This window comes from Brevibacillus sp. HB1.3, assembly GCF_013186635.1.
GTDB classification, from domain to species: Bacteria; Bacillota; Bacilli; order Brevibacillales; family Brevibacillaceae; genus Brevibacillus; species Brevibacillus brevis_D.
In genome coordinates, this window is sequence record NZ_JABMIT010000006.1 from 17624 (window position 1) to 42157 (window position 24534).

Consider the following 24534-nt stretch of genomic DNA (forward strand, 5'->3'; position numbering starts at 1 on the left):
TGTCTATTTTTCAAGCGTGACATCATGCAACGTAATGTTTTGCGTGTACGGATTGACCGTAAAGCCTTTGACACCACGTGTCGCTATCACCGTCTCGCTCACCCATAACGGAACCCACGGCATGTCATTCACCAAAATCTCCTGTGCATCTTCGTAAATCTTGAGACGCGCCTGCTCATTCATTTCCAAACGTCCTTTGTTCAGTAAAACATCCAATTCAGGGCTGTTGTAATGAGTACGGCTTGTTGAATTGCTCTTTTCAAAGATGAGGTACAAGATATCCGCATCAAACCAGCCGTAGTACATCAAAGCCATATCATACGATTTTTTCGAAATGCGCTCTTTGATGGTTGTCATTTCTTGCACGCTAATTTTCATATCAATCCCTGCTTCTTTCAGCTGGCTCTGCAATATCTGCACCGCTCGCTGAAATGCTGGCTCTTGAGAGACGAGCATTTCTACCGACAACGGTTTTCCGTCCTTATCTACGATGCCATCCCCATTACTGTCCGTCCAGCCTGCTTCCGCTAGCAACTGCTTGGCTTTGCCTAAATCTCTCGTATATAACTGCTTCGCCTTGCTTTCAATCGCTTCACTGTAGCCATAAATCGTGGGTGCCAAAGGACCATAGACCGGCTTGCCGAAGCCGTTCAACGCTACCTGAACAAGTGGATCGCGATCTACGGAGAGGGCTACTGCTTTGCGCAGACGGACATCTGAAAACAACGGGTGCTTATTGTTTAATGCGATGTATTTGTTTCCAATGTCCATCACTTTCTCAATCTTGACTCCGGGCAGTGTCTCAAGCTCCGCAACCGAGTTCGGCGGCGCATCATACAACACATGGACCGTACCCTTTTTGAATTCCATCAGGCGCGTATCGTCGTCTTTCATAAACCGGAACATCATGCTGTCGAATTGCAGAGGACCTTTGTTGGCAGCGTACTCTGGTCCCCAGTTATAATCGGGATTTTTCTTGTAGGTAAGCGAAGCCCCCCGCTCTCGTTTGTCATAGATGATTGGCCCCGTTGCAGATGGGTTATCTGCGAAGCCATCCCCTAATTCTTTTGCCTTTTTGGCGTCAAGAGGCGAGACTAATCCACCGACAATGACGTTTACAAACGGGGCAAACGGTTGGCTAAAATGCACCTTGAGCGTATGTTCGTCTGTTGCTTCCACTTTTTCAATCGGACCTGCAAGCCCCTTCACAGGCGATATGGTGAGCAAACGGTCAAAGGAATCTTTTACCGATGCTGCCGTCATTGGATCGCCAGAGTGATAGCGGACATCTTTGCGGAGGATAAATGTCCAAACCTTGCCGTCCTGCGAAATTTCGTACTTCTCTGCCAAACGCGGATGAAGTTTGCCTGTTGCGTCACGGGTTAACAGAGGCTCGTATATTAGACTGTTTTCCATGCTCAGCCAGCTCGTTTTGTGCATATCAAGCGAGTCTGGGTCCGTCAAGGAAGCGATGACTAATGTGTTCCCTTTGGCCGACGTGTCATTCCCCGCTTGATTGGTCGGCTGTGAGGAACAGCCTGCAATCAACGCCGTTGCCACAAATACACTCAAGGCCCCTTGCTTCCACCTGTGAATCTTCATGTCCATCCCCCTTATCAATTGCCGCTACACTTCTGTCCCTTCCGCAAACGGGTATATTTGTCGACTTGTCTCTTCGTATTCTTTCAGTCTTTGTTGTACCTGTTCTCCATCAGCCTGAACCACACCACTGATCAAAATATTCAGCATGGAAAAGATCGCCGTCATTCCTTTTAAGGCAGTAGGAGCAGGTGCGCTGACTTTTAAAATTTGATCAGCTACTGGCCCAATCGGAGATAGCTCATCGTCTGTAATCCCGATGATTTTGGCGCCTCTCTCTTTGGCTGCTTTTGCAAACAGGATCGTTTCACTCGTATAGCGGGGGAAGGAGAGTGCGATCACGAGCCAATCTTGATTGATCTGGGTCAACAAATAGTTGACGTCATCAACTGGCCCATTGTACAGATGCGCGTTTCCTCTGACGACATTCAGTGTAAAGGCGAGCCAGTGGGCTGGAGCATAGGAGCTGCGAAACCCTACAACAAGAATATGTTTGGCTGCCATAATACTTGAAACCGCTTGCAAAAGATGGTTCTTTTGCAATTCCCCTAACGTTTGCCGAATATACGCAACATCCTGCTCCATGTTATAAGAAATCAGGTCTTGTTTTCCCTTCATCTCCACTGCCGCTGTACGAAAACTGTGGATGGCATCAGCTTTTGGGACTTTTTCCAATAAGGAGCTGCGAATCTCACTTTGCAGTTCGCTGTACCCGGAGTAGGCGAGAGCGTAAGATAGTCGGATGATTGTCGTTTCGCTTGTGCCGCTCAATGCCCCGACAACTTTGGCTGGTTGCAGTGCAACGGTCTTCGGCTCGGCGAGAATGTATTTGGCTGCGAGTTTTTGTTGGTTGGTCAATTCCGGATAATGCTTGCGGATGCGCTCCTGTACGGATTCCATGATCATCTACTTCCTTGTCAATTGATGTAGGTTCCACTCTGTGGCTGGGTCTAACGGATAAATCGGGCGAATGGCGCGCTCGTATTTGAAGAAGCGGAAGTTGAGCGTCGTCAATCCCGGCGAATCGACGGTAATGACGCGTGCGCTGATCGGTTCGAAGGATGCTCGGAAATGTGTGCTTGATTTCAAGGCCACGATCTTGTACTTGGTCACGTCCATTCCGTGCAACAGAAAAATTTGTTCATCCAGCACTTGCGATTTCACGGAACAAACCAGGACGTCAACCCCGTCGATTTGCAAGCGAACGGACTTGCCAAAATTCTCATGTCCCCCTTGCCCCATCGGCGTCGTCGCAATGAATTTTCCATCTGTCAGAGCTTTGACGTAGGCTGTTACTTCAAGGGGTTCTCCATGCAGGTAGTCTGTCTTTCCACCCAGTGATAGCTGTACCGTAGCGCCTACTCCAGCCTGATGGGCAATCTGGACCACTTCGGGATCGTAAATAAAACCAAAGCATGCATTTGTCAGTTTGGCTTCCAGCATCGCCCGCAGCAAATGCGTGCCGTCTCCGGGTGTGCCTCCGCCTGGATTATCCGAGGTCTCATTGATTACGATGGGCATGCCTTCCGTTTCCAGTGCCATCGCAATTCCCTCGGCAGGACTCGGCATGTTCAGCTCGAATTCATCCCGCTTTTCCCAAATCAGACAGGCGACATCCTCGCTCACTTTTTTTGCGAGCTCCTGATCGTTATTCGTCACGCTCAAAACGGAGACGCCCAGTTCAGGAATGTCCGTGTACGGAAAACCGTGGAAGAATGCACAGTCAATGACCCCTTCTTCCTTTTCCCACGCCCAGCAGGCTTCGTTTATTTCGCGTGCCGGGGAATGATGAGTAGCCGATGTCGGAATCAAAAGCGGCAGTCGAGTCAAATGCATGGTCGGCTTAATCCCTTCCGTAACCATCTTGTGCGCTAGATCGATTGCTTCTATTCCGCGCTCATAGCAATCCACATGCGGGTAAAGGTGAACACCCAGGAGCGCATCGGCCTCATCCACCATTTTTTGTGTCATGTTTGCATGGAGGTCGAGCGTAACAATTAAGGGAATGTCATAACCGACCAGCTGACGCACGGATGCCAGAATGTCGCCCTCCAGATCATCTATTCCTTCTACAACCCCCGCTCCGTGAAGCCCCAGACAAATGGCATCTGCACCTTCTGTTGCAGCAATCGTGTCAAGAAGCTCCTTTTTAATCCGGTCATACGCTTCTCGCAAAATCGTCCCCGCTGGATACGTAAAGGTGAGAAAGGTCGGCAAAAGCTCGATGCCCAGCTCTTCGGCGCGATCCACCATCCCTCCTGGAAAGTTGCGTACGCCCCGATTGCGATTCACAATCGTTTCATGATAATCCCACTCATAGCTTTGGAACATCTCAAGCGTCGTGGGCACATTGGAAAACGTGTTCGTCTCATGCGCAATCCCACCAATAATCACCTTCATTCTTAGACCCTCCATTCAATTTTGAAGTATGAACTTTATTTTTTGATTTTTTTGAAGTTTCAACCTTTGTGGACATTATAAAGGGAAGAAAATCATTTGTTCAATCGCTAAATTATGAACGTTTTATCGCTTCTGCTATACTTGTTGATTCATAAACAAAAGCCCTCCCGTACAGGGAGAGCTTTTTTCGTAGCTCGTGCAATTTATGAAGTTTTCCATTTCGCCAATTCAGATGGGAATTTGTCATTCAGCACTTTGATATAGGTACCCTTCATTCCTAACGAACGGGATTCCAGCACACCTGCGCTTGCCAGCTTGCGAAGAGCGTTCACGATGACAGAACGTGTCAGACCTGCTTGATCTGCCAGCTGGCTAGCTACTAGCAAGCCTTCGCGTGCATCCAATTGCTCCATAATTTTTTCAATCGCGATTTGTTCACTGTAGGACAACGAAGAGAGTGCGATTTTGGCAAAGGTTTTGTCACGCACTTCATTTTCAATTTGTTCTGTGCGCTGCCGAACGATTTTCATACCGATCACGGTAGCACCGATCTCGCCCAAAATCAGATCCTCTGTTTCAAACTGACCGTAAGCACGCAGCAGGACGAGTGTGCCAAGACGGCTTCCCCCTGCATTGATAGGAACAATCGTCGTCATCATTTGCGGGAAGATCGAATTCAACTCTTTTGGAACCAGGCTGTACGGGCTGGTAACCGGCTCGTTGGCCAAGGTTTGTGAAACTTCTAGCAGCTTCTGATGTACACCTTCCTGTAACTGCGTGGATGAACGACCTTCTTCTTGCAGGGAAATCTCCTGATTCATTCCACTTCCCAGGATCGAGCCATCTGCAGTAATGATGTAAACATTTGCAGAAATCACTTCAGATAATAGTCTTGCGAGATCTTGGAAGCCTACTCCGCTGCCACCCATTGTTTTTTGAAGCATCACATTAATTTTTCTCGTTTTTTCTAACAAATTCATAATAATATCCTCCTCTGGATTCTTCATGCTCACAGTATTGTCAGAAAAATCCAGCCCTATACATGCAAATCGAAAAATTAAAAAGAAAGTTATGTAAGGAATTTAGGTAGGTAGAAAAGCGAGAAAACCTCCATAAAGAAAAAAGGCTGACAGAGTGGTTCATTTCACCCCGTCAGGCCTTTTTGGTATCATTCTCTAGCGAAGCTGCTTCTTAATGAGCGCTTCAATCGCTTCGGCAATGACATGTGTATGTCTGTTCATGTCTGCATTCGTTAAGCGGAAACGGACATAGCGTTCATCAAGGTTAAACGCTTCTTCAAGTGCCCCCATAAAGCCGCGCGCACGTTTGTCCAGTTCCAATAAAACTTCCAATTCCCCATCGCGAAGGAAGAAGACTACTTCGAGCTCCTCCAATCGACTGCGGTATGGCCCTGTTGGACGGAATTCAAATTCCTGTACAAACGGATGTTTGCGACCAAGGTGGCGATTGTATTCGCAGTCTACCTTGTACAGCTGGAATCCGATCTGTTGAACAGCATCCAACACTTTGGACATTAACGGATGTGGGCGAACCTCGATAAAATCGGAATCCCCTGGGTCAATCGCATTTTTAATATCTAGGCCTGTCCGCAAGTAAACGGGTTGACGCCCCATTGTCAATGGCGTCTCATAAGGCAATTGAAAAGCGAATGGCAGAACGGCTTCCTCTTTTGGTTTCAATTGTACCCGCTCAGACAGACGATATTTGACAAGGGTGCATTCTTCCTTCGTCTTAGAATCATTGACTTCTCTTTCATAGTGTGTGACGACATACATGTAGATTTCGTCGATATCCTGGGCGACATCTCCTCCCTTGATATGGACCTCACCTCTGACCATATCTCCGGGAATGAGTGAATCCTGCTCAAGACGCGCATCTACTTGCGCAGAGCCAATACCTACACTAGCCAATAATTTTTTGAACATGGACATGTGTTCGCCTCTCCTTTATACCGACCCAGACATGATCTGGCTATCAGATATTCTATATTGAAATATACGGTGGAAGAAATAGAAAGTTTCGCGCAATCTTTTGCCAAACATCATCCGGTATAACGTCCGCTGTCACAAACACATGCAACGTTCTACTAATCACAACTGTTTTGATTCGTACCTCCACTGTCGTTCGATCAGACAAAATATATTCGCGGCGCCGCAGCATTTCATGCAAGACCTGGTGAACCTCCGCAACTTGCTCAACCTTCTTCCCTTTTAACGAAGCGAGATCCTTTTCCACGCGGTCAACTACTTGTACCACAATGGTGGCATGAAGCGGCTGCTTCTGATCTGCAGTGAGTACAGAGGCGCGTACGTCTTCGATGACAGTCTCTTGCTTTTTGCGATAGACCCGCTGATTTTGCTTCAGCTCCAGATTTTCCTCGTACAGTTTTTTGTTTTGCAGCTCCAAGCTTTTTTTGATCAGCATCATCTGCTCCATTTCACGTCCGTATGTAAATAAAATCACGGTTCCGCCCAACACGCACCCCATGAGCAAAAGAGCGAGGTAACGCTTCCAAAGAATCACTCTCATGAGCGCACCTGTACCAGCCAATGCACACAAATCGTTCCGATATGGGCGCCTAAGAAGGCGACGACGATCATCACGAGCTGTTTAAAGACAGGTGTTAAATTTCCCATCAGTATTTTTTCGATCTGCAAGAACGAATCAAACGTTCCGCCCAATGCCCCAACCAATCCCCATATTTTGAGCTGGTCAGCCAATTGGGCCATCGATAACAGCGGAGGCTTTTCTGTGAGAAAAGCGCCCACCCCACCTGAGAGAGCGCCGCCGACCACAATGCCATAAGCCACGAAAAACGTCAAAATGACTTGTGCCATGTTGTGCTTCATCCTTTCTTCGAACAAGCAGCATATGCTTATCCCTACGCTCGTCATCCTGGTTTTATAACAGAACTCGCCAGCGTTTCAAATAAAAAGCGGCATGCTAGATTGGGCAGCATGCCGGGTCGATCAGCGTTGGTTCCTTCTCCATTTCTTCAGTTTCTTTTCAATGCGCGGCGAGTTCATGATCATGAGATCCGTAAACAGGTTAACCATTTTCGGATTGCGCAGCATCTGGTTAAAAACCTCTGGATTTTGCTTGAACCATTGCTCATTGGCACGAATCCATTTCTTGAAAGCATCGTTTGTTTTGTAATAGTGATTCAATTGCCGAACCGGTCGATATCCACTCATCTTAATCTATCCCTTCGTCAAAAAATATAACGAGGAGAAAAACGATCACGATGATCCAGATGATCACTTCGAAACCTTCCTCGTTGAAGAAACCAAATCCTCTCACGTCAGATCCCCCCTTCATCCTGCCGCGCTCCTCGCACCATTCCATACGCCCATGGTACCTTTCCCTATAGGTATATGTGGTTCCACGCTTGTTGGATTGGACATTTGCCTGCCTTCCTATTGATTTTGTGTGCTGGCCTACTTTGTTGTGAAAAACGACGCATAGGGACACTCCTTTTCCACTCATACTAGAGAGGAATGAATCAAAGAGGAGACGAACATGACAGCCTCTACTGGATCTCTGTTACGCAACAAGCCTTACTTGCTGTTACTGCTAGTCGTCTTTTTCATGCACATGGCCTCTTACCTGGTCATTCCCGTCTTCCCCGTCTTTTTGCAAAAGGTACGGGTACTTTCACTCTCTCAAGTCGGCATCATTTTGGCAGCGGGAAGCATCACATACCAAATCGGAAGCTTAGCGGGCGGCTTGATGTCAGATCGTTGGGGCAAACGCACCATTCTAGCCTTGGGGGCATTCCTTCAAGGATGTGCCATGGCAGGCTATCACTTCAGCCATTCCTATGGTTTCTTCTTGTTATTCTCCTCAGTCAACGGCTTGGGTCTTGGTCTGCTCGCTCCTACCATTAAAGCCATGATCGCGGATGAAGTGGAGGAGGGCCAAAGAACGGCTGCCTTCTCATGGAGAGGGATACTCGCTCACAGCGGGATTATTGTCGCGGGCTTGATCATTACATGGATGACTGCGGGTGGGAAACAGCCGTTTCTCGTAGCTGCCTTTGTGTACGGGGCACTTGCTGTTTTTTCTCGCTTCATCCTTCCCGATGATCGCTGTGTAGGAACTGACTGTAAGCAAACGCCGCTCAAGGAGTATCGTCACATCTTGACTCATCGCAGCTTTCTGCTTTTTTCCGCGATCTCGCTCTTAATCTGGGCGATCTACGCTCAATTCGCCATGATCCTGCCGCTGCGGGGAGAGCATGTCCTGCATTCCGCTACGATGATTGGCCTCATTTGGACAATCAACTCACTCAGTGTCGTCGTCTTGCAAGGGCTGATCTCACGTTTTGTACTACAGCGCATCAATCCGTACTTGTCTGTCACAATGGGAACGATCTTGTTGGGTGCAGGGCTAACGCTCATGGGATGGGCAAACCACTTCCTCACACTGTCCGGGGCTGCGATTCTATTCATTTTGGGTGAGATGCTGTTTATGCCCATGTTGGACAGTCTCGTCACTCATTTCGCAAAAGAAGAATGGCTGGGGGCGTACTTTGGCTTTTCCAATTTCGTATCTGGTCTTGGGACGGCTCTTGGGACAGGATTGGGTGGAGCAATGGTTGAAAAGCTAGGGGGAGTCGGCAGCATCTATCCGTGGATTGGCTACGGAGTGATTACACTGTTTTTGGCGGCGATTCTTGGTCTGTTTGCCCTATACGCCATCCCTCGCCACAAAAATGCTGTACTTGACTCCCCCACAAAAACTCGCAAAGAGGAAGGGGCAACATGAACGCAGAAAAACACGCACAGCAACCACAAGAAAAGCAGATGGAAGTGCTTAGGCGAGTACGCCTTGGCAGCCATGACTCTGAGAAAGGGGTAGTTACATGACTAAGCAAAACAAGAATTCCTCACTACAGCAAAATCAACCAGACGAACGCAATCGCCAGCCCAAAAACGTTCAAAACGATGCGCCGGGCTATGGAGACAAAAAACTGGAGGGACCAAATCGTCCTTCCACCTAACCCTTAGGCAATCAATATAAAAAGTCATTTTGCGCCTTCATGCAAGGGCAAAATGACTTTTTTCATTTCCTTTACGAAATCGGTACGAGCTTGTACGGCAAGGAGAATTCTTCCAATCCGTCCAAAAATACTTGACGAGACTTTTCATCAGGCGCAATCAGTTGGAGATAGCGTGTGAAATAAAACACGATGCGATCTTCTTTGCCCTCTTGTAAGCGATAGTGTGACAGCTGTGCGATGTCCGTCAGGTTGTAGAAGTATTCATAGTGCTCCTGTGTAAAAGGCGCATGAAAGATCCGGCTGACTACTACACCATTGCTCAGATTTTCCCGCATGTTCTCTTTTGTTGCCCCGAGAAAACGAAGCAGTTCACCGGCACGCTTCGCCCCAACCTTTTCCACCAGGATGCTGTCGTTGTACTCCACTTCCAGATCGGTCAATTTGTTGGAAACGGCTGCAAGCATCGCCATCAACACCTTGCGCACTGCCAGATTCTCCGTAGCAAATTGATTGTCAAACACATTAAATTCAAACGATGTCGCTTCGCCCTGACGCCGTGTATACAATATGATCGCGTTCAAAAGCATTCCTCCGCTTTCTACTCACTCAACGATATTCCCTACCATTTATCTAGGCAAAATAGCTTCCCACGTCGCACGGTCCAGCTTGCGAATGACACTGAACAAGAGACGCTTGGCTGCCTCGTAATCCTCGCGGTCAATGATCGACGCATGGCTGTGAATGTAACGGGAAGGAATTCCAATAACGGCAGACGGCACTCCCTTGCCATGGTACTGAACAACACCTGCATCCGTCCCGCCTTTTGCCACATAAATCTGGTACGGAATGTTCTCCTCTTCGCACGTGGAGATAAGAAGCTCACGCAATCCTACCGGCATGACGTACATCGGATCGTAGATGCGCATCAACAGTCCACCGCCGAGCTTGCCGCCATCATCTTTTACACCTGGTATGTCTGTGGCTGGACTCGCATCCAATGCCAGGAACAAATCCGGATCAATGGACGCAGCGGCAGTTTTCGCACCACGCTGTCCGGACAATTCTTCCTGTACAGTAGCCCCGACGTAGACGACATTCGGATGATCAGGCTTTTCATGCAGCTCTTTTGCGAGCTCCACTGCCAAACTGCAACCATAGCGATTATCCCATGCTTTCGCCATGATGCGGCGCGGATTGGCCATGACCTGCAACGGGCAAACCGGTACGATTTGCTGGCCAGCCCGTATCCCTACCTTTTCTGCTTCCTCACGCGAATCCACGCCGATATCAATGTACATGTTGCGCACATCCATCGGGCGATTACGCTGATCGTCGCTCAAGACATGCGGTGGAATCGAGCTGATTACGCCTTCGACTGGTCCATTGTCCGTCATAATTTGTACACGTTGCGCGAGCAGAACCTGCCCCCACCAGCCTCCCAACGTCTGAAATGAAATAAATCCTTTATCAGAAATTCGGGTGACCATGAAGCCGACTTCGTCCATGTGACCCGCTACCATAATTTTCGGACCGTTCTCGTCACCACGCATAACACCAAAAATACTGCCCAAATTGTCGTACATGAGTTCACTCGTATAGCTGCTTATGTATTCCCGCATAATCTCGCGTACCGGACCTTCGAAGCCAGGCGCTCCTGGTGCCTGCGTCAAACGGTTCCACAGTTCAACTTGAAATTTATTTTCCATCGCCAAAAATCCTCCTCGACCCAAGTTTCTTGCCTGTTACCCTTCTCTATTATCCGCGAGAGAGAATGCAGACGCAACTATTCCCAAGCAGGAATGCAAGAGCTTGTCCCGAATGAAGAAAAATACACGAATGGATTGAGGAGGAAAAGGCAAATGGCAATCACGTTACGAAAGTTGTCCGAATTCAGTGAGATTGAACAATTAGAAGAAATGGAGGGGAAAATATGGGACCCTTCTAGTGCTATTCCCCACCATATGACACTCACCATGCAAAAGTTTGGCGGTTTGTTTTTAGGGGCATTCGATGAGGAGAAAATGATCGGCTTCTTGTACAGCTTCCCGGGCTTCACTAATGGAGAACCCCATCTTTGTTCGCACATGCTCGGCTTTTTGCCAGAGTATCGCAAGCAAGGGCTGGGCGTACAAATGAAATGGCTGCAAAAAGAAGAAGCGGCGGCGGCGGGCTATTCCAAAATCACATGGACCTACGATCCGCTTGAGACTGTAAACGGTGTTCTAAACATCGCCAAGCTGGGAGGTATTGTGCGAACGTATTTGCCAAACTGCTACGGACAGCTTGATGACGACTTCAATCGAGGACTGCCGACAGACCGTTTCCTCGTGGAATGGTTGATCGGAAGCGATCGTGTGGAATCGCGCCAGGCAGGGAACAATTCTACTCCCTCTCTTGAACATGCACCAGACCTGTTGCGTCTGGAAATCAAGGATGGCATTCCACATCCTCTCGAAATCGATTTGTCACGCGAAGAGCCTATTGTGCTACTGCCTGTCCCTGCCTTCTTCCAGGATGTTAAACGAGCGGATATGACCGTCGCTTCCATGTGGCGAGAGATGACGCGCGAATTGTTCACGGCCTATTTTGCCAAAGGATATGTCGTAACGAATATCCTCCGTGATCAATCCACTGTTCGTTACGTCTTAGAAAAGCAGCCGTTGACTGATATTTTAAGTGCCTCGTCCTCCCTATCCTAGCTAGATTGGCGCACCGGGTGGGTAGGTTGTGGTAAAATGGTGGTTGCCCAACCCTATACAACAAAGGACGAGAATGAAATGAATCGATCACAATACAAGTATGACGTTATCATCATAGGCGGCGGCCCCTCTGGGCTGATGTCTGCTATTGCTGCTTCTGGCCAGGGAGCAAGAGTTTGTCTCGTGGAAAAAGGATCAAAGCTCGGACGCAAGCTCATCATATCTGGCGGAGGTCGTTGCAATGTAACCAATGCCAAGGAACAAGATGAATTAATCAAACAAATGCCGGGAAATGGCCGCTTCATGTACAGTGCTCTCACCCAATTCGGCAACCGAGAGATTATCCAGTTTTTTGAGGAGCTGGGTGTCGCCTTAAAAGAAGAGGATCGGGGCCGTATGTTTCCCGTCACAGATAAAGCAGTGACAGTCGCCCAAGCGTTGATTGATTTGTTGAAGCAAAGAGGTGTCAGCATTCATTTAAACGCCGCTGTAAAGGAAGTTCTCTACTCGGAAGGCAGAGTCGGTGGCATCATGCTCCAGTCTGGCGAGAAAATTACCGCGCCTTGTGTGATTATTGCCGTCGGGGGTTGTTCTGTACCACAGACAGGCTCTACAGGCGATGGCTATGCATGGGCAAAAGCAGCCGGGCATACGATTACAGAGCTGTATCCTACTGAAGTACCGCTTACAGCCAATGACTCTTTTATTCGCGATAAATCGATCCAGGGTCTGTCGCTGCGTGACATCACGATGACGTTGTATGCGCCCAATGGGAAAAAGATCAATACACAGGAAGGCGATATGATCTTCACTCATTTCGGAATATCAGGTCCCGCCTCCCTGCGCATGGGACATTATGTCTCTGTGTCGCAACGAAAATACGGAGCGGTTCCTCTATCTCTGACAATCGATCTCATGCCTGACAAAACGGCCGAGGAAATCACGGCGGAAAGCTGGCAGCTGATTGAGGAGCAGCCAAAAAAGGCAGTAAAAAATGCAATCAAAGGCTTCCTCCCCGAACGGATTATCCCACTCTTGCTTTCCTTGGCAGGAATTTCGGATGAAACGACCTACAGCCATATAAAAAAACAAGAGTGGAGCAAGTTCACGAACTTGATCAAAGCTTTTCCACTCACCGTTACAGGGACGCTCTCTCTTGAGGAAGCGTTCATTACAGGAGGCGGTGTGAGTGTAAAAGAGATCGATCCACGCTCGATGAGATCCAAGCTCATGGATGGGTTGTATTTCGCTGGAGAGGTGATGGACGTCCACGCCCATACCGGTGGCTACAACATCACGATCGCCTTTTCGTCTGGCCATTCTGCGGGTACGCATAGTGCGCAGGAAGCATTTGAATTTTTTTACGAGAATGACGTTTAGATGATCAGGGAATGGGGAAACTATGAATCAGGTTCTCTTTTCATGAAAAGAGAAATCAGCACATTACTCCCCCCTAGTTGTAATGTGCTGGTTTAACAGACCTTACTCCCTTTATCTTCCTAGATGGGGCATCGCCTGCGTGAGCGATGCTTCTTTTTTTTGCCCAACAAAAAGCACCTGCTACCAAAGACGGTACATCCATCTTTTCATAGCAGGTGCTTTATCATTGATGATCGGTTTATCCAACAAGGCGGAACAAATACGCAAATCCAGCGAGCAAAAAGCCTAGACCCAACAGAAAAAACGTGTTGGCACGCTGCTTAACGCGCCTTTCGTCTCCCTGAAAATGAGCGTTCATCCGCGATTGCCAGCGTTTTGTCTGCGGCTGTACCATGACGAGAATCCCAACTGCCAGTAAGAAGAGAGGAAAGACCATCATCTGGCTCAACCCTTTTTCTTACGACGGAGAAGCCAACCGTTGTCATCTTCGGCTGGTGCGCCTTCGATTACCAGCCGTGCCTCCTCGGCAAGCTGATAGGCTTCTGCAAAAGCTAGTTGTCGAAATGATATCTCTGCCTTCGTCAACAACTCATTGACCTGACGATTTTGACGGCGATAACGGTTTGTATACTGAATGGCACCCTCTGCCATCTGGCAAGTTGTGATAATGCGTTCTGCCATCCGCTCTGTTTCGCCGACCAAATCACTCGCATCCTGGACCAGCATGGCGACCTCTTCCAGATCATAGCGGTACTGTTCCATGATCGTTTGCACGCGGCCCAACGTTAGCACGACTTCTTCAAACATGTATTTTAATTGATCCGGAATGCCCGGCAAGTAGCTACGCTTGATTTGCTGACGAAGGCGGACTAATGTGTTAGAAATACGTTCTAGTTCATCCAGCGCATCGTCTTCCGTTTCGATAACCAAATACGCTTGCTCTTCTTCTTCCGGAATCATCTCTTCCTGTTCAGGCTGATTCTTCGGCATGACCAACTCGTACTCTTCTTCTTCGTACACAGGTTCCTCAGCTTTGACTGCTAGAGCCGGCTTTTGTGCTTTTTTGTTGAAAAGCTGGGGAATTGCTTGCAACAACACGGAACGTTCAGCTTCACTCAGCTCTGAGGACTTTCCTCGCACCGCTCGCTCTTCTTCCACGTTCGGCTGCTGGACAAGAGTCGGCTTCACAGGATTTTCTTCGCTGGCAGAATGCTCGATCTCGCTAGCTAAAGTCGGCTCCGGAGTACGAAGCTCAGGCTCCACAGGCGCGGATGTCGCAGCTACTTGCTTCGGCGAATCATCCTGTTCCACCTCTCCTACTCTCTTTTCTTCCTGCACAAATTCTGTTTCATCTCTACCTTGATTCATTTCTGCTTGCGGTTCCAATTCAACTTCTGCATACACCGTCGCTGCAGCTTCATCACGTGCAAGAACGCCATCTTCTATTGCTTGATACGTCGCATCAATGAGCACTTCGAACGCTTTGACATGGGTCAACACCATTTCCAGGCTGCCCTCCTCCAAAGCGCTCTTCGCGGACATGACCAATTGCTTCGCCTGCAAGAGGGCATTGTCCAAGGAATCCTGTTTTAAATCAAAGCCGTCACGAACGGCCTGCTCAATTCCTTCTTCCAGATGCTTGAATTCTTCTGGCAATTCTTTTTTCACGCGTTGCACAAGCTTTGGAATAAGCTCCATTGCTTGTCCTACCTGCTCCAATACTTGCTGAGCTTTTTGTGTGGTTTCGTAGGCGGCAATGTCGTCCCCTGCTGCCCGCGCAGTTTTCACGAGTTTTCGCATCGTTTCTACTTCATCCAGCGATGCTTTCAATTCATGGAAAGACAATCCGTACTCCAGACGCAAATCGGACAAACGTCGTTCCATCTGCTCCACTTGCTTTCCGATCTCAGGAACAACAACCTTATTTTCTTGCTTGGTAACTGCCACTTTGGATGTGTCTGTTTTTAGCTCATCCAGCTCATCCTCAATTTTTGTAATGGCCTCTCTCGCCTCATTCAACATGCCAAGTGCCAACGTAAAACGGAAACGATCACAAGCCTCTTCCGCATCGAGAATCATCATTTCCACATCAGGGATGCGAATGCGCAACAGATTTTCTTTTTTGTCTGCCAAGTGGTGGTAACGTACTTCTGTCATGCCGCTGGAACGGCGAAGCGGTTTTTCCACCTCGATGACATTGATCTTCTCAACGAGCTCTTCCTTCCAATCCTCTACATCATCTACTTGGGCAAAAATAGCACGGCGTCTGATCATCGCGTAAATCAAGCCGATCGATAACCCGGCAAATACCGCCCCAACCAGATAAATCCACCACGGAATACCTCCGAGTGAACTACTGCTTTCGCTCTCAGGCGCCTTACTAGCGTCGGTCACGTTCGGTATTGCTGTTGCTTGCTTGCTTTCAATGCGGCTTAGCTCCCTGTTTACTTCCGCGATTACCGTTTGTATACCGGTCAAATACTGCTTTTGTGTGCGAAATGCATCATAAAAAGACGCGATCTTTTCATGCAGTAATGTCATCGTTGCACCTTTTTCCTGCAAAGAAGGACCGGCATAAATCCCCAGCTGCTCGGTGTTCATGTCAAGTACGATCATGAGTGCATCATCGGCCAAATTGTAATTGTCAAACAGCTTTTGCGCGTACATATCTGGAGAGTCAGCTTCTGGTGCGGTGCTTTCCACTATCACGACTTTGTAGCTGCCCGGTAGTCCGTTCAATGAATTGGCAAAGGCGGTTCTGTCTTCTTTTTTCAAATAGTTGTCAGCGTCCTGAACAACTTCATCTTTTTTATCTGGAAACGGTGTTGCATAAGCCGGATTCGTATATAACAACATGCCTGCCAAACAGAGCATGAATAGTTTTCGTTTCACTTGTCATACATCCCCTTACTAGAATCATTCATTGGGAGAGGCCACGCCTAAGCAGGCAGCAAAGAACCTCGCAGATAACACATAATCGAGGTTTGCAGCCATTGGACGAACTCCTCGGAAGATGGCTCCAGATCATAGACCTGGCGAACCATTTGTGGTTGCAAAAATGGATATATCATCTGACTCGTCATAGCCAGTACTGTACGATCAATAGAGACGGGCAAAAACTCACCCGAGACGACACCGCCCTCGATCACACTTGAGAGCCCGTGCTTCCATCGGCTCATATATAGCGTCATCACTTCACGAGCAAGCATGGATTCTACGCTCAGCTCACGGTGAATCAACCGCGTGATAGGCGCATGCTCACATTGAAATTGCAAATATAGCTGCACAACTTGTTCCAATCGTTGATAGGCAGGGATGTTTTCCTGCTCGTTTTCCAGTTCTTCCAAAAGGCGAAACAACGTCTCAAAGTAAGAAGCAATCAGCGTCTCCAGGACTCCTTGCTTCCCTTCAAAGTGATAGGAAATCAGCGCGGAATTTACTTGAGCAACAGAGGCAATTTGTCTTACGGAGGTTCCTTTGTAGCCATGAACATCAAAAAGCTTCGCTGCTGCGGATAAAATACGCATTTTCGTCTGATCCATCAGGCATCTTTCCCATTGTACAGATTATTCGACGAAAAAAGATAGTCTTGTTGTAAGTTCGACAATGTTTTCCATGATTCCTTCTCATCATGCTGATTCCATCGAAAAATACCGCTACCGCATAGATTTTCTTCCACATAAGAAGTACGTAAAAAGCATCCAGGACGTTACCTCATTTACTCAATTTTCCCTGACAAAAAAAAGACGCTCCTGTCTTTTTTGCAAGAGGAACGTCTCACTTGATTACTCTTACTCCCTATTTGCTTTTTTCCTCTGGAACTGTGATGGGGGCTACTGTTCCGTATTGCTGCAAATACGTTTCTACTTGCGTATGCTCTTTTACACGCTGATCGTTCAAATCGTACGCAGATCGAATGGACATCGTCATGTTCGTGGGGAGCATCGTTTTTTTGTTGTAGTGAATCGTGTACTCTGCCTCCACTTCCATCTGGTTCACGAGCTCATTTACGTCCACCTTTTTTTTGGACTGAATCGTGGGTCCAGAATGATGGGCAGGCGCCCCTCTCCAATTTCCTTCTGAGAGTGACATCGCTAGCTTTAGCTTCGGTATGTAGGGTTTCTCTCGCCCGGCTATCGATTGGACTTTTGCTCCCGACTTTGTTTGTTCTTGCATTTGAGCAACAAGCCAGCTTTTTAGTTTGGCAGAATCCAATACAACTCCAAGCGCTTCAAAATCGTCCTTTGGATTCTCATCAGGCAGCATCCGGACGTTTCGTTTCATATCGTCGATTTGCTGAAACGAAGCGACGGGGTTCCAGTTGTTCATTTCTTGATGCAGGGCCGGGCTGTCCCCTGCGACATGGTTCCAGCCTTCGTTTTGTCCATCCTTGGTATACAGCTTGTCTCCATGGCTGAGCAAGGATAAGTCGTCCACTCTGTTTTCCTCTGGTACAGAGAGCTTCACGTTCATGTAAACAGCCTCTCCGTCTTTTCTGCCCGAAAAGTTAACCATGTTCGCATTGGCACTGTTTGCCGTCAGCAGCTTGGTTTGCCCGTAGAACGCATACGATTTCTGCGCATCGAACTTGTCCCGAACCTGCTCAAACGTTGTATTCGCATCCTGCTTCACACGCATTTGATTACAGCCACCTACAACAACAGTACACACTAGAGCCATCACGCAAATGGGCCAATACTTCTGCATAGATGCTACCCTCCCTCGGCTACCCTGGTAGCCTTATGTAGGGGCCCAGGGTAATAGTCCCTTTTAGCGTTTCCGGGGAGGAATAGGCTTATTCTACTTGCAAGCCTCTCTTGCATAATCAGGTTTTACAGGTGGTAATACAAGACTCGATCCTGCTCTCTCACTTCAATCTGATGGAGAATCATCAACAAATCAATATGTCCCAATGTCTCGGATAACGTCAATGGCAATTCTTTTTGGTACAAGCCTGGAAATAAGAGAGCATTCAGTTCAAAAGCTGTCTTTTCGCCATCTGCAAGAAGCCTGCGGAGCGTGTCTGTTCTCTCCCAGTTCTTTTGCAACCGAGCGAGTATGAGCTCTCGATGGTTGTAAACCGGTTCACCGTGTCCACTCAAGACTTGTTTGATCTCCATGTCCGCACACATTTGCAGCGCTGTGCGGTATTGAATCAAAGTCAGTGGTCTTGTACTCGTGCGATTCCGGGGTGGCTCAATAAACGCATTGGATGAAATTCGCTTGATGATATGGTCTCCACCAATCATGACTTGATCCTTTGCCCGATACAATGACAGATGGCTTTGGCTGTGTCCCGGCGTGTACAGTACCTGCCAGTCCTCCAAGTATGGTATTTTTTGCTCATGCTTAAGATGAAAATCAATCTGGCTTGGCGCAGAAAACGTCTTCATCAGCTTGTGGAATTTCGAGATAATGACCATCTTTTTTTCTGGTACACCGCTCTGGATGTACAGCTCTTCGAAAAACTGATCATGAAAAGTCATAAACTGCTCATCCTGCTGTACATACGGCGTTGCCTGCGGATGGGCAAATGTCTTCGCTCCCGATAACTCCCGCACTTTTTCTAACTGCCCGCAATGATCCACATGATGATGCGTCAGTATGACTTGCTCGATATCCTGCACGCTCACCTCAATTGATTCTAAGCCGTTTGTTAAGGCCGCCCACGCATCATCTGTCGATGGACCCACATCAACTAAGGTCAAGCGCTCCCCTTTTAGCAAGTAAACGTTTACTGCCCCTACATCAAAAGGTGTAGGTATCTCCAGACAATAAATATCAGGTGCTACCAGCGTCGCGATCCTTTGCTTGCCATCGTTCATTGTCATTTTTTATCTACCTCTCAAGTTAATTGCCTTTTTTTCCGAAAAGAGAAAAGAGCCATTGTTTTGGCTCTAGGCGAGAACAACTTGATTTCTACCAGAATTTTTGGCTTCATACAGAGCAATATCTGCTTGATGGAACAACGCTTCTACACTCAGGTTTACATCCATCTCTCTGCTCCATTTCGCTAGTCCACACGAGATCGTGACCTGTGGAGACGTCTCCTGCTCGACGCATTCCCGTATGCGCTCTGCGACAGAATGCGCGGTGTTTTTGTCCACACGAGGCAAATAAACAGCGAGTTCCTCTCCGCCCCATCTTGCTGCGATATCACTGTCTCGAATGCTATGTCGAATCAGATTGGAGACCTGAATCAGCACCTCGTCCCCTACCTGATGGCCAAATGTATCATTCACGGTTTTAAAATAATCAATATCAATCAAGATCAACGAGCCATAGTTGTCTTTTTGTAAGGATCCTCTTACTCGTTCATTCAAATGTCTTCTCGTGTACAGACCTGTCAAATTATCCGTAATGACCATACGCTCCATTTCATTATGCAGGACGGCGTTGGTCATTGCCAAGCTCGCGTGCTGACCAAATATTTCGAGGAGTTTGTAGTCGTCAAAACTAAAAAAATGATAACGGGAATCTGCGACTAACAGGACTCCACTAATCTCACCCTCGACAACGAGCGGAACCCCCATGAAGGAACAGCACGAAAAGAGCGAAAAAGGGAGCGGTCCTGCCCCTGGCTGAGCCAGCAACAATGCCTGCTTGTTTTGCAAGATTTGCTGAAATGGCTTTTCTTTCGAATCGATAACCTTGCCATTGAACGCTGGTATGGAGGAAGAGAGCACATGGAAGCAATCTTCTCCCGGGGATTTTCGCAAAATGGCACAAAACTCCGCATCAAAGGTAGCCCGCATCATCGTCGTAACAAAATCGAGAATTTCCTTTAAATCAAGACTTCTGTTCAACTGGCGTGCCATCTCATTAATCAAACGCAATTCTCGAATTAAATTGCGCGATTGCTGATAGAGCTGTGCGTTTTCAAACGCAGTGCCAGCCGTATCCGCCAAGATCGAGATGTAGTTCTTTTCATGCTGATTCAAGGTAATTCGTTGATCGGACGTCACTTGCAAAACCCCGTAGATGCCTTGCTTGCCCAAGAGTGGCGCTGCGATCACCGTCACCTGCTGCTCCCCTTCTCCCACTTCTTCGGCAATGAGACGCCCTTCTAAATAGGCCTTGGTACTGGTAGACGGCTCTACTTCTTGAAAAGAAAGCTGTTTGACCGGGGTGGTTGCATTGGGTTCAACCGTCAGGAAAAGCTCTGCCGACAAGTACGGATAAAGGCTGGGAATGCTCGTCACGATTTCATGCAAGACATCGTTCACATCAATCGATGCCTGAATTTTTGACATCAACTGATACAATAAGTCTTTTTTGCTCGCTTCACGACGCAGGTCGTCCGACATGATCGAACGCCAAAGCGCACAGCTTGCCTTCGCGCCTATTTCCTGCAAAAAAGCCACATCCCGTTCGTCGTACACGCAATCCGTCTCTTCGGGTGGCAGATGCAAAAACAATGCGTAGAGCGGAGTTTGATTCAAGGAGACTGGAACGACGACAAGCCTGTGGTCATCTAAAATGGAAGGCATGATTTGCGTCGTACCGAATCTCGAAACCAGTTGGGCGATGTGGGTTTGTCCACCTTCGACCTCCTGCGTTGTTACGCTCTCCTGCGGAATCAACGTGGCGTTGTCCGCGAGCTTCACGGCGGAACAATAGCCTTTTTGGATAATGTCACTAATCTGACTCGTCAAGCTTTGCAGCAGCTCTTTGGTCGTATCATGCAACGTCAAATCCATGACAATCTGGCTTGTTACGTGTTGAATATAAGCATCATATCCCATGCGAATCAACGGCTCTAACCCGCGCATGTAGGATGGCAAATCGAAATGAATTTGGTCTTGGGGCACTAACATGCCTATGACAGCTCGAACCCTTCCATCTTCTTCACACAAAGGAAAGGCTCCACACACATTGTTCGTTTCACTGCTCGTTTTGACTACGATCTCTTTGGAGGAAAGTGCCTCTCCAATAAAATCAAAGACTTTGCCTATCGATACATCGTGTTGCAGGGTAAGCCCTTGAGAATTCCGGGATGGACCAACCTGCATTTCCATGAAGTTGATTACACGGCCCCCGGAATCTGTCAAGAAAAGGATGCCTGGGCGCTTTTCCGGCCAAGATTGTAAGATAAAATGGGCCGTGTAGGAAAAGACTGTCTCTAACTTCCCCAACATTTTACTTGACACGAGAAACTCCCTCTCTCAGCATTTTCTCAAGCTTTCAAATGGTCTGTATCATTAACGGTTAGAAGTTCCCACCTGCGATCTACATACCGAAATATGGTAATACCGGTATTATCGATCCGCGTAATCCCCGTTCCTTGTTCTCCTACCGTCACATAATGCAAGAAGCTATTAATGAGACCGCCATGCGAGACAACGACAATCGCCTCACCTGGATGGCTCCCTGCTATTTCTGTCATGGCAGCAACAGCTCGACGCTGCATGTCTTCGAATGTCTCAATTCCACAGGAGGCTTCATCCTGATTCTCAAATCGCTCACGTATTTCTTCATAGGTGAGCCCCTCCCACTCCCCATAGCAGCGCTCCCGCAAGGTTGTCCGCGTAGAAACAGAGGATTGGAAGTTACCAGCAATCTTGGCAGCCGTATCGCGCGCGCGACTAAGATCACTCGAATAAAAAGCGTGAATCTTCTCGCCTCGCAACCTGTCTGCTACTTGCTCGGCTTGGCGTACCCCGAGCTCGTTCAACGCGATGTCACTGTGGCCTTGTATACGACGAATCTGATTCCACTCCGTCTCTCCATGACGAATGAGATACATGATGGTTTCCAAAACGATTTATCTCCTTACCGTTCAGTATTCTTTGGATAGTATTTCTTATTATATAAGATGCATGTTCACAATTCTAGATTGATAAAAAAACATTTGGTACAAAATTCCTATATTTCATTCCTTTCTGCAAATACCCAGGACTATTTTTCGTGGGTTTGAACTGAAACGAACCTTCACTTCCCCTCGTCAGAGGTGATAAGAAGAATATGACATCGTTGGAGGGGTTCCTATGAAACCGTGGATCATTCGGTCTAGCTCATTTGTTCTATCTGCCAGTCTGTTGCTGCCTGTCACACAAGCGCATGCACAATCACCTCATGTGAGTACCAGTAAAATGGCGACTACTGTTTCAAAAGCAGACTCCGTGGCACAAGCCAAAGCAAAACTCTCCAAGGAAGCGGCCTTGACACTCGCTACAAAAATAGTGCCTACCGCCGGGATGACGGTTCAAAATGTATCATTCCGTTCAGCGGATAGCTGGCGCTCATTTCCAGAATGGTCGTTTAGTTGGGTGAAGAAAGATCCAGAAAACGGCAAAGTCCTTCTATCTTATAGCGTCAGTATCCACGCCAATACAGGTGAGCTGACTTCCTATTCGCGTCATGAGCAGGAAGCATCCTCGCTTCCCTATGCAAAGCGAATTTCCTATTCGGAGGCACAGGAGCAGGCGAAGCGCTTTTTGGAGAAAAACAATGCAGGAAAAGCAGCGGAAACAAGACTGTATACGCGCGACATGCCAGAGCCAAAAACTCCGCTAGACTCGGCAGTCTACTATAATTTCCGCTTTATTCGTGACGTGGACGGCATTCTCTTTCCCGACAACGGCGCGGAAATCACTGTAGATGCTTCCGGCAAAGTGACCAACTATTCCCTGTCCTGGAACGACGTGACTTTCGAGGATGCGGATACGAAAATCTCAGAAGAAGAAGCCGAGAAACTGTTTAAAGAACAAGCGAATCCAAAACCAGTTTACCTGCTGCCGTGGGAGCAGATGGAGACACAAAATAACAAGCCATCTCTCGGGTATATGAATCCCTTCACCTTCTACATTGATGCGGAGACTGGCAAAGCATTGACACAATCGTTGACCCCATATCAACCAACGAAAGATCCTGAGCCTGTAAGCAGCAAAGTCCTTCCTGCACGCCGCAGCGGACAACCACTCTCCCAAGAGGAAGCTGTACAATGGGCATCGAAAGCGTTGAAGCTATCCAACTACGAGCTTCGTTCTGCCAATTACAATGAAAAAGACTACCGTGGCAATCGTCCTGTCTGGGATCTCGAATTCGGCGAAAAAGGCAACAGCGAAGAAGGATTTGCGTATGTTTCTGTGGATGCTGTAACCGGGGACATCTACCGATTGAACAAAGACTTCCGCAGCCATAGAGAAAAAACAAACGCTTCTAAAAAACCAGACATGGAAAAATTCAAGGCAAAAGCAATGGAAACGATACGCGAATTGGCGCCAACCATGGCCCACCAGCTTTACTGGACAGAGCGTTTTGAAGAGGAAATCCAAAACCAACCCGTTGATTCCGAGCGGACGCAGATCCGATTTGAGCGTTTTATCAATGGAATAGCAGCAGCTAGCGGCTCTGCCTTCTTCACGTTTGACACAGAAACGGGGGAGCTAATGAGTTACAGTACTGAATTGGGCAGCGAGACATACCCGACACAAGTTCCCAAGCACCTGCCTGCTGCCGAAGCGAGCGAGAAGTGGTGGACCGAGACAAAAGCGGAGGCAGTATACGCCCTCATCCCTCTTACTCCTGAGGATGCCAAACGCGTAAAAGAGCAGCCATCCTACACACCGAAACGAACCGCCAAGATCGTTTATCGGGCGACAATGACGCCATTTGAGCAGCCGTATTACCTGGACGCTGTAACAGGCGAGTGGAGCTCCAGCGCTACTGGTAAAACACTTGTGCTGCATCGTCCCGCTCCTGCCGATTTGAAGGGGCATCCAGCAGAGAAGGAACTCTCGCTGATGTATGAGTACGACGCACTAACACTTGAAAACGGTAATATTATGCCGCAAAAACCGATCACACGTGGTGAAATGATTGAGATGCTCATGATCAGTCTCAACCAAGGCAGACACTATCCACAGTACTCTTTGGAACGAAAGGCCACCTACAGCGATGTGGCAAATGGTTCACGCTTCTTCTCAGCCGTAGAAGGTGCTGTTGATCGCGGACTTCTCGATAAAAATGCTTCCAAGCTGAACCCAAATGAGACGATTACGCGCGAAGAGCTCGCTGATATGATTGTTCGTGCACTCGGTTACAAAAAACTGACGGACTTCCCTGGCATGTTCCAGTCCGAGCTCTCAGACATTGCCACTTCCAAGTACCGCGGTTCAATCGTTATCGCGACTACCCTCGGTATTGTGCCGACCGATAAGCAGAAATTCCAGCCGCAAAGTCTCGTCCCTCGAGCCGATGCAGCCATTACCTTTACCCGTTTCCTCGAAAAACGGGATACGCAAGACGGTCCGGTTACTTTGTTGCGAAAATAAAACCCAAAAAGCGCCATCCATCCCACTTCTTGCGGCGGATGGCGCGCTTCTTTTCCCTTGACTTTACTGTATCGCGCCTAGTATTATTGAATGTATGTGTACAGGGTAGCATTGATTGTAGGTAAAAACGGAAGGATGTACCCTCTTAGTTCCCTCC

At 48.0% G+C, this 24534-nt stretch carries 22 protein-coding genes; 5 read left to right on the top strand and 17 right to left on the bottom strand.

Annotated features, from left to right (window positions below; all coding sequences use genetic code 11):
- Positions 1-3: 3 nt before the first annotated feature.
- The 8 genes from HPY31_RS15275 to HPY31_RS15310 form a co-directional block, all read right to left on the bottom strand.
- A complete protein-coding gene (locus tag HPY31_RS15275; protein WP_172141418.1) occupies positions 4-1602 on the bottom strand; it encodes an ABC transporter substrate-binding protein in 1599 nt (532 codons plus the stop codon).
- A 24-nt stretch (positions 1603-1626) separates the two neighbouring features.
- Positions 1627-2505: a MurR/RpiR family transcriptional regulator gene (locus tag HPY31_RS15280; RefSeq protein ID WP_015892381.1), complete on the bottom strand. Its 879-nt coding sequence runs from the start codon at positions 2503-2505 to the stop codon at positions 1627-1629.
- Positions 2506-3999 carry a M81 family metallopeptidase gene (locus HPY31_RS15285; RefSeq protein WP_172141419.1) on the bottom strand — a complete coding sequence of 498 codons (1494 nt, stop codon included), beginning with the start codon at positions 3997-3999 and terminating at the stop codon, positions 2506-2508. It lies immediately after the preceding gene.
- A 203-nt stretch (positions 4000-4202) separates the two neighbouring features.
- Positions 4203-4979: a GTP-sensing pleiotropic transcriptional regulator CodY gene (gene codY / locus HPY31_RS15290; protein WP_016742124.1), complete on the bottom strand. Its 777-nt coding sequence runs from the start codon at positions 4977-4979 to the stop codon at positions 4203-4205.
- Positions 4980-5174: 195 nt separating this feature from the next.
- A complete protein-coding gene (locus tag HPY31_RS15295; RefSeq protein WP_172141420.1) occupies positions 5175-5951 on the bottom strand; it encodes a sporulation protein in 777 nt (258 codons plus the stop codon).
- Positions 5952-6003: 52 nt separating this feature from the next.
- Positions 6004-6549 (bottom strand): sporulation membrane protein YtrI, encoded by a 546-nt coding sequence (locus HPY31_RS15300; RefSeq protein WP_172141421.1) that lies wholly within the window; start codon positions 6547-6549, stop codon positions 6004-6006.
- Positions 6546-6857 carry a YtrH family sporulation protein gene (locus HPY31_RS15305; RefSeq protein WP_007720892.1) on the bottom strand — a complete coding sequence of 104 codons (312 nt, stop codon included), beginning with the start codon at positions 6855-6857 and terminating at the stop codon, positions 6546-6548. The genes HPY31_RS15300 and HPY31_RS15305 overlap by 4 nt, the downstream gene beginning before the upstream one ends.
- A 132-nt stretch (positions 6858-6989) precedes the next feature.
- Complete coding sequence (locus HPY31_RS15310) at positions 6990-7214, bottom strand: hypothetical protein (RefSeq protein WP_015892387.1); 225 nt, start codon at positions 7212-7214, stop codon at positions 6990-6992.
- Positions 7215-7539: 325 nt separating this feature from the next.
- Between HPY31_RS15310 and HPY31_RS15320 the strand changes: the two genes are divergently transcribed.
- Positions 7540-8787, top strand: a complete 1248-nt coding sequence (locus HPY31_RS15320; RefSeq protein WP_172141422.1) for an MFS transporter — start codon at positions 7540-7542, stop codon at positions 8785-8787.
- A gap of 97 nt (positions 8788-8884) precedes the next feature.
- Positions 8885-9022, top strand: a complete 138-nt coding sequence (locus HPY31_RS15325; protein WP_015892390.1) for a hypothetical protein — start codon at positions 8885-8887, stop codon at positions 9020-9022.
- A 71-nt stretch (positions 9023-9093) separates the two neighbouring features.
- Here the strand turns inward: HPY31_RS15325 and HPY31_RS15330 are convergent, their stop codons facing one another.
- Positions 9094-9609, bottom strand: a complete 516-nt coding sequence (locus tag HPY31_RS15330) for a hypothetical protein (protein ID WP_016742119.1) — start codon at positions 9607-9609, stop codon at positions 9094-9096.
- Between the two features lie 39 nt (positions 9610-9648).
- The gene (locus HPY31_RS15335; RefSeq protein WP_172141423.1) at positions 9649-10728 is read right to left on the bottom strand and encodes a M42 family metallopeptidase; all 1080 of its coding nucleotides are present in this window, start codon (positions 10726-10728) and stop codon (positions 9649-9651) included.
- Positions 10729-10881: 153 nt separating this feature from the next.
- Here HPY31_RS15335 and HPY31_RS15340 point away from each other — a divergent pair, with 153 nt between their 5' ends.
- Positions 10882-11721 (top strand): GNAT family N-acetyltransferase, encoded by an 840-nt coding sequence (locus tag HPY31_RS15340; RefSeq protein WP_172141424.1) that lies wholly within the window; start codon positions 10882-10884, stop codon positions 11719-11721.
- A gap of 78 nt (positions 11722-11799) precedes the next feature.
- Positions 11800-13101: a BaiN/RdsA family NAD(P)/FAD-dependent oxidoreductase gene (locus HPY31_RS15345; protein ID WP_172141425.1), complete on the top strand. Its 1302-nt coding sequence runs from the start codon at positions 11800-11802 to the stop codon at positions 13099-13101.
- Between the two features lie 238 nt (positions 13102-13339).
- On the opposite strand, the gene HPY31_RS15350 is transcribed toward HPY31_RS15345, so the two are convergent.
- From HPY31_RS15350 to HPY31_RS15380, 7 genes are all read right to left on the bottom strand, one after another.
- The gene (locus HPY31_RS15350; protein WP_016742115.1) at positions 13340-13540 is read right to left on the bottom strand and encodes a hypothetical protein; all 201 of its coding nucleotides are present in this window, start codon (positions 13538-13540) and stop codon (positions 13340-13342) included.
- Positions 13541-13545: 5 nt separating this feature from the next.
- Positions 13546-15993, bottom strand: a complete 2448-nt coding sequence (locus HPY31_RS15355; protein WP_172141426.1) for a septation ring formation regulator EzrA — start codon at positions 15991-15993, stop codon at positions 13546-13548.
- A 47-nt stretch (positions 15994-16040) separates the two neighbouring features.
- Positions 16041-16643, bottom strand: coding sequence for a forespore capture DNA-binding protein RefZ (gene refZ / locus HPY31_RS15360; RefSeq protein ID WP_172141427.1), 603 nt, complete (start codon positions 16641-16643; stop codon positions 16041-16043).
- A gap of 256 nt (positions 16644-16899) precedes the next feature.
- Positions 16900-17808, bottom strand: a complete 909-nt coding sequence (locus tag HPY31_RS15365) for a DUF6612 family protein (RefSeq protein WP_087346546.1) — start codon at positions 17806-17808, stop codon at positions 16900-16902.
- Between the two features lie 125 nt (positions 17809-17933).
- The gene (locus tag HPY31_RS15370) at positions 17934-18932 is read right to left on the bottom strand and encodes an MBL fold metallo-hydrolase (protein ID WP_172141428.1); all 999 of its coding nucleotides are present in this window, start codon (positions 18930-18932) and stop codon (positions 17934-17936) included.
- 66 nt (positions 18933-18998) lie between these two features.
- Positions 18999-21239: a sensor domain-containing diguanylate cyclase gene (locus tag HPY31_RS15375; RefSeq protein ID WP_172141429.1), complete on the bottom strand. Its 2241-nt coding sequence runs from the start codon at positions 21237-21239 to the stop codon at positions 18999-19001.
- 38 nt (positions 21240-21277) lie between these two features.
- Positions 21278-21859 carry a histidine phosphatase family protein gene (locus HPY31_RS15380; protein ID WP_172141430.1) on the bottom strand — a complete coding sequence of 194 codons (582 nt, stop codon included), beginning with the start codon at positions 21857-21859 and terminating at the stop codon, positions 21278-21280.
- Positions 21860-22088: 229 nt separating this feature from the next.
- Here HPY31_RS15380 and HPY31_RS15385 point away from each other — a divergent pair, with 229 nt between their 5' ends.
- Positions 22089-24377: a YcdB/YcdC domain-containing protein gene (locus HPY31_RS15385; protein WP_172141431.1), complete on the top strand. Its 2289-nt coding sequence runs from the start codon at positions 22089-22091 to the stop codon at positions 24375-24377.
- Positions 24378-24534 lie beyond the last annotated feature (157 nt).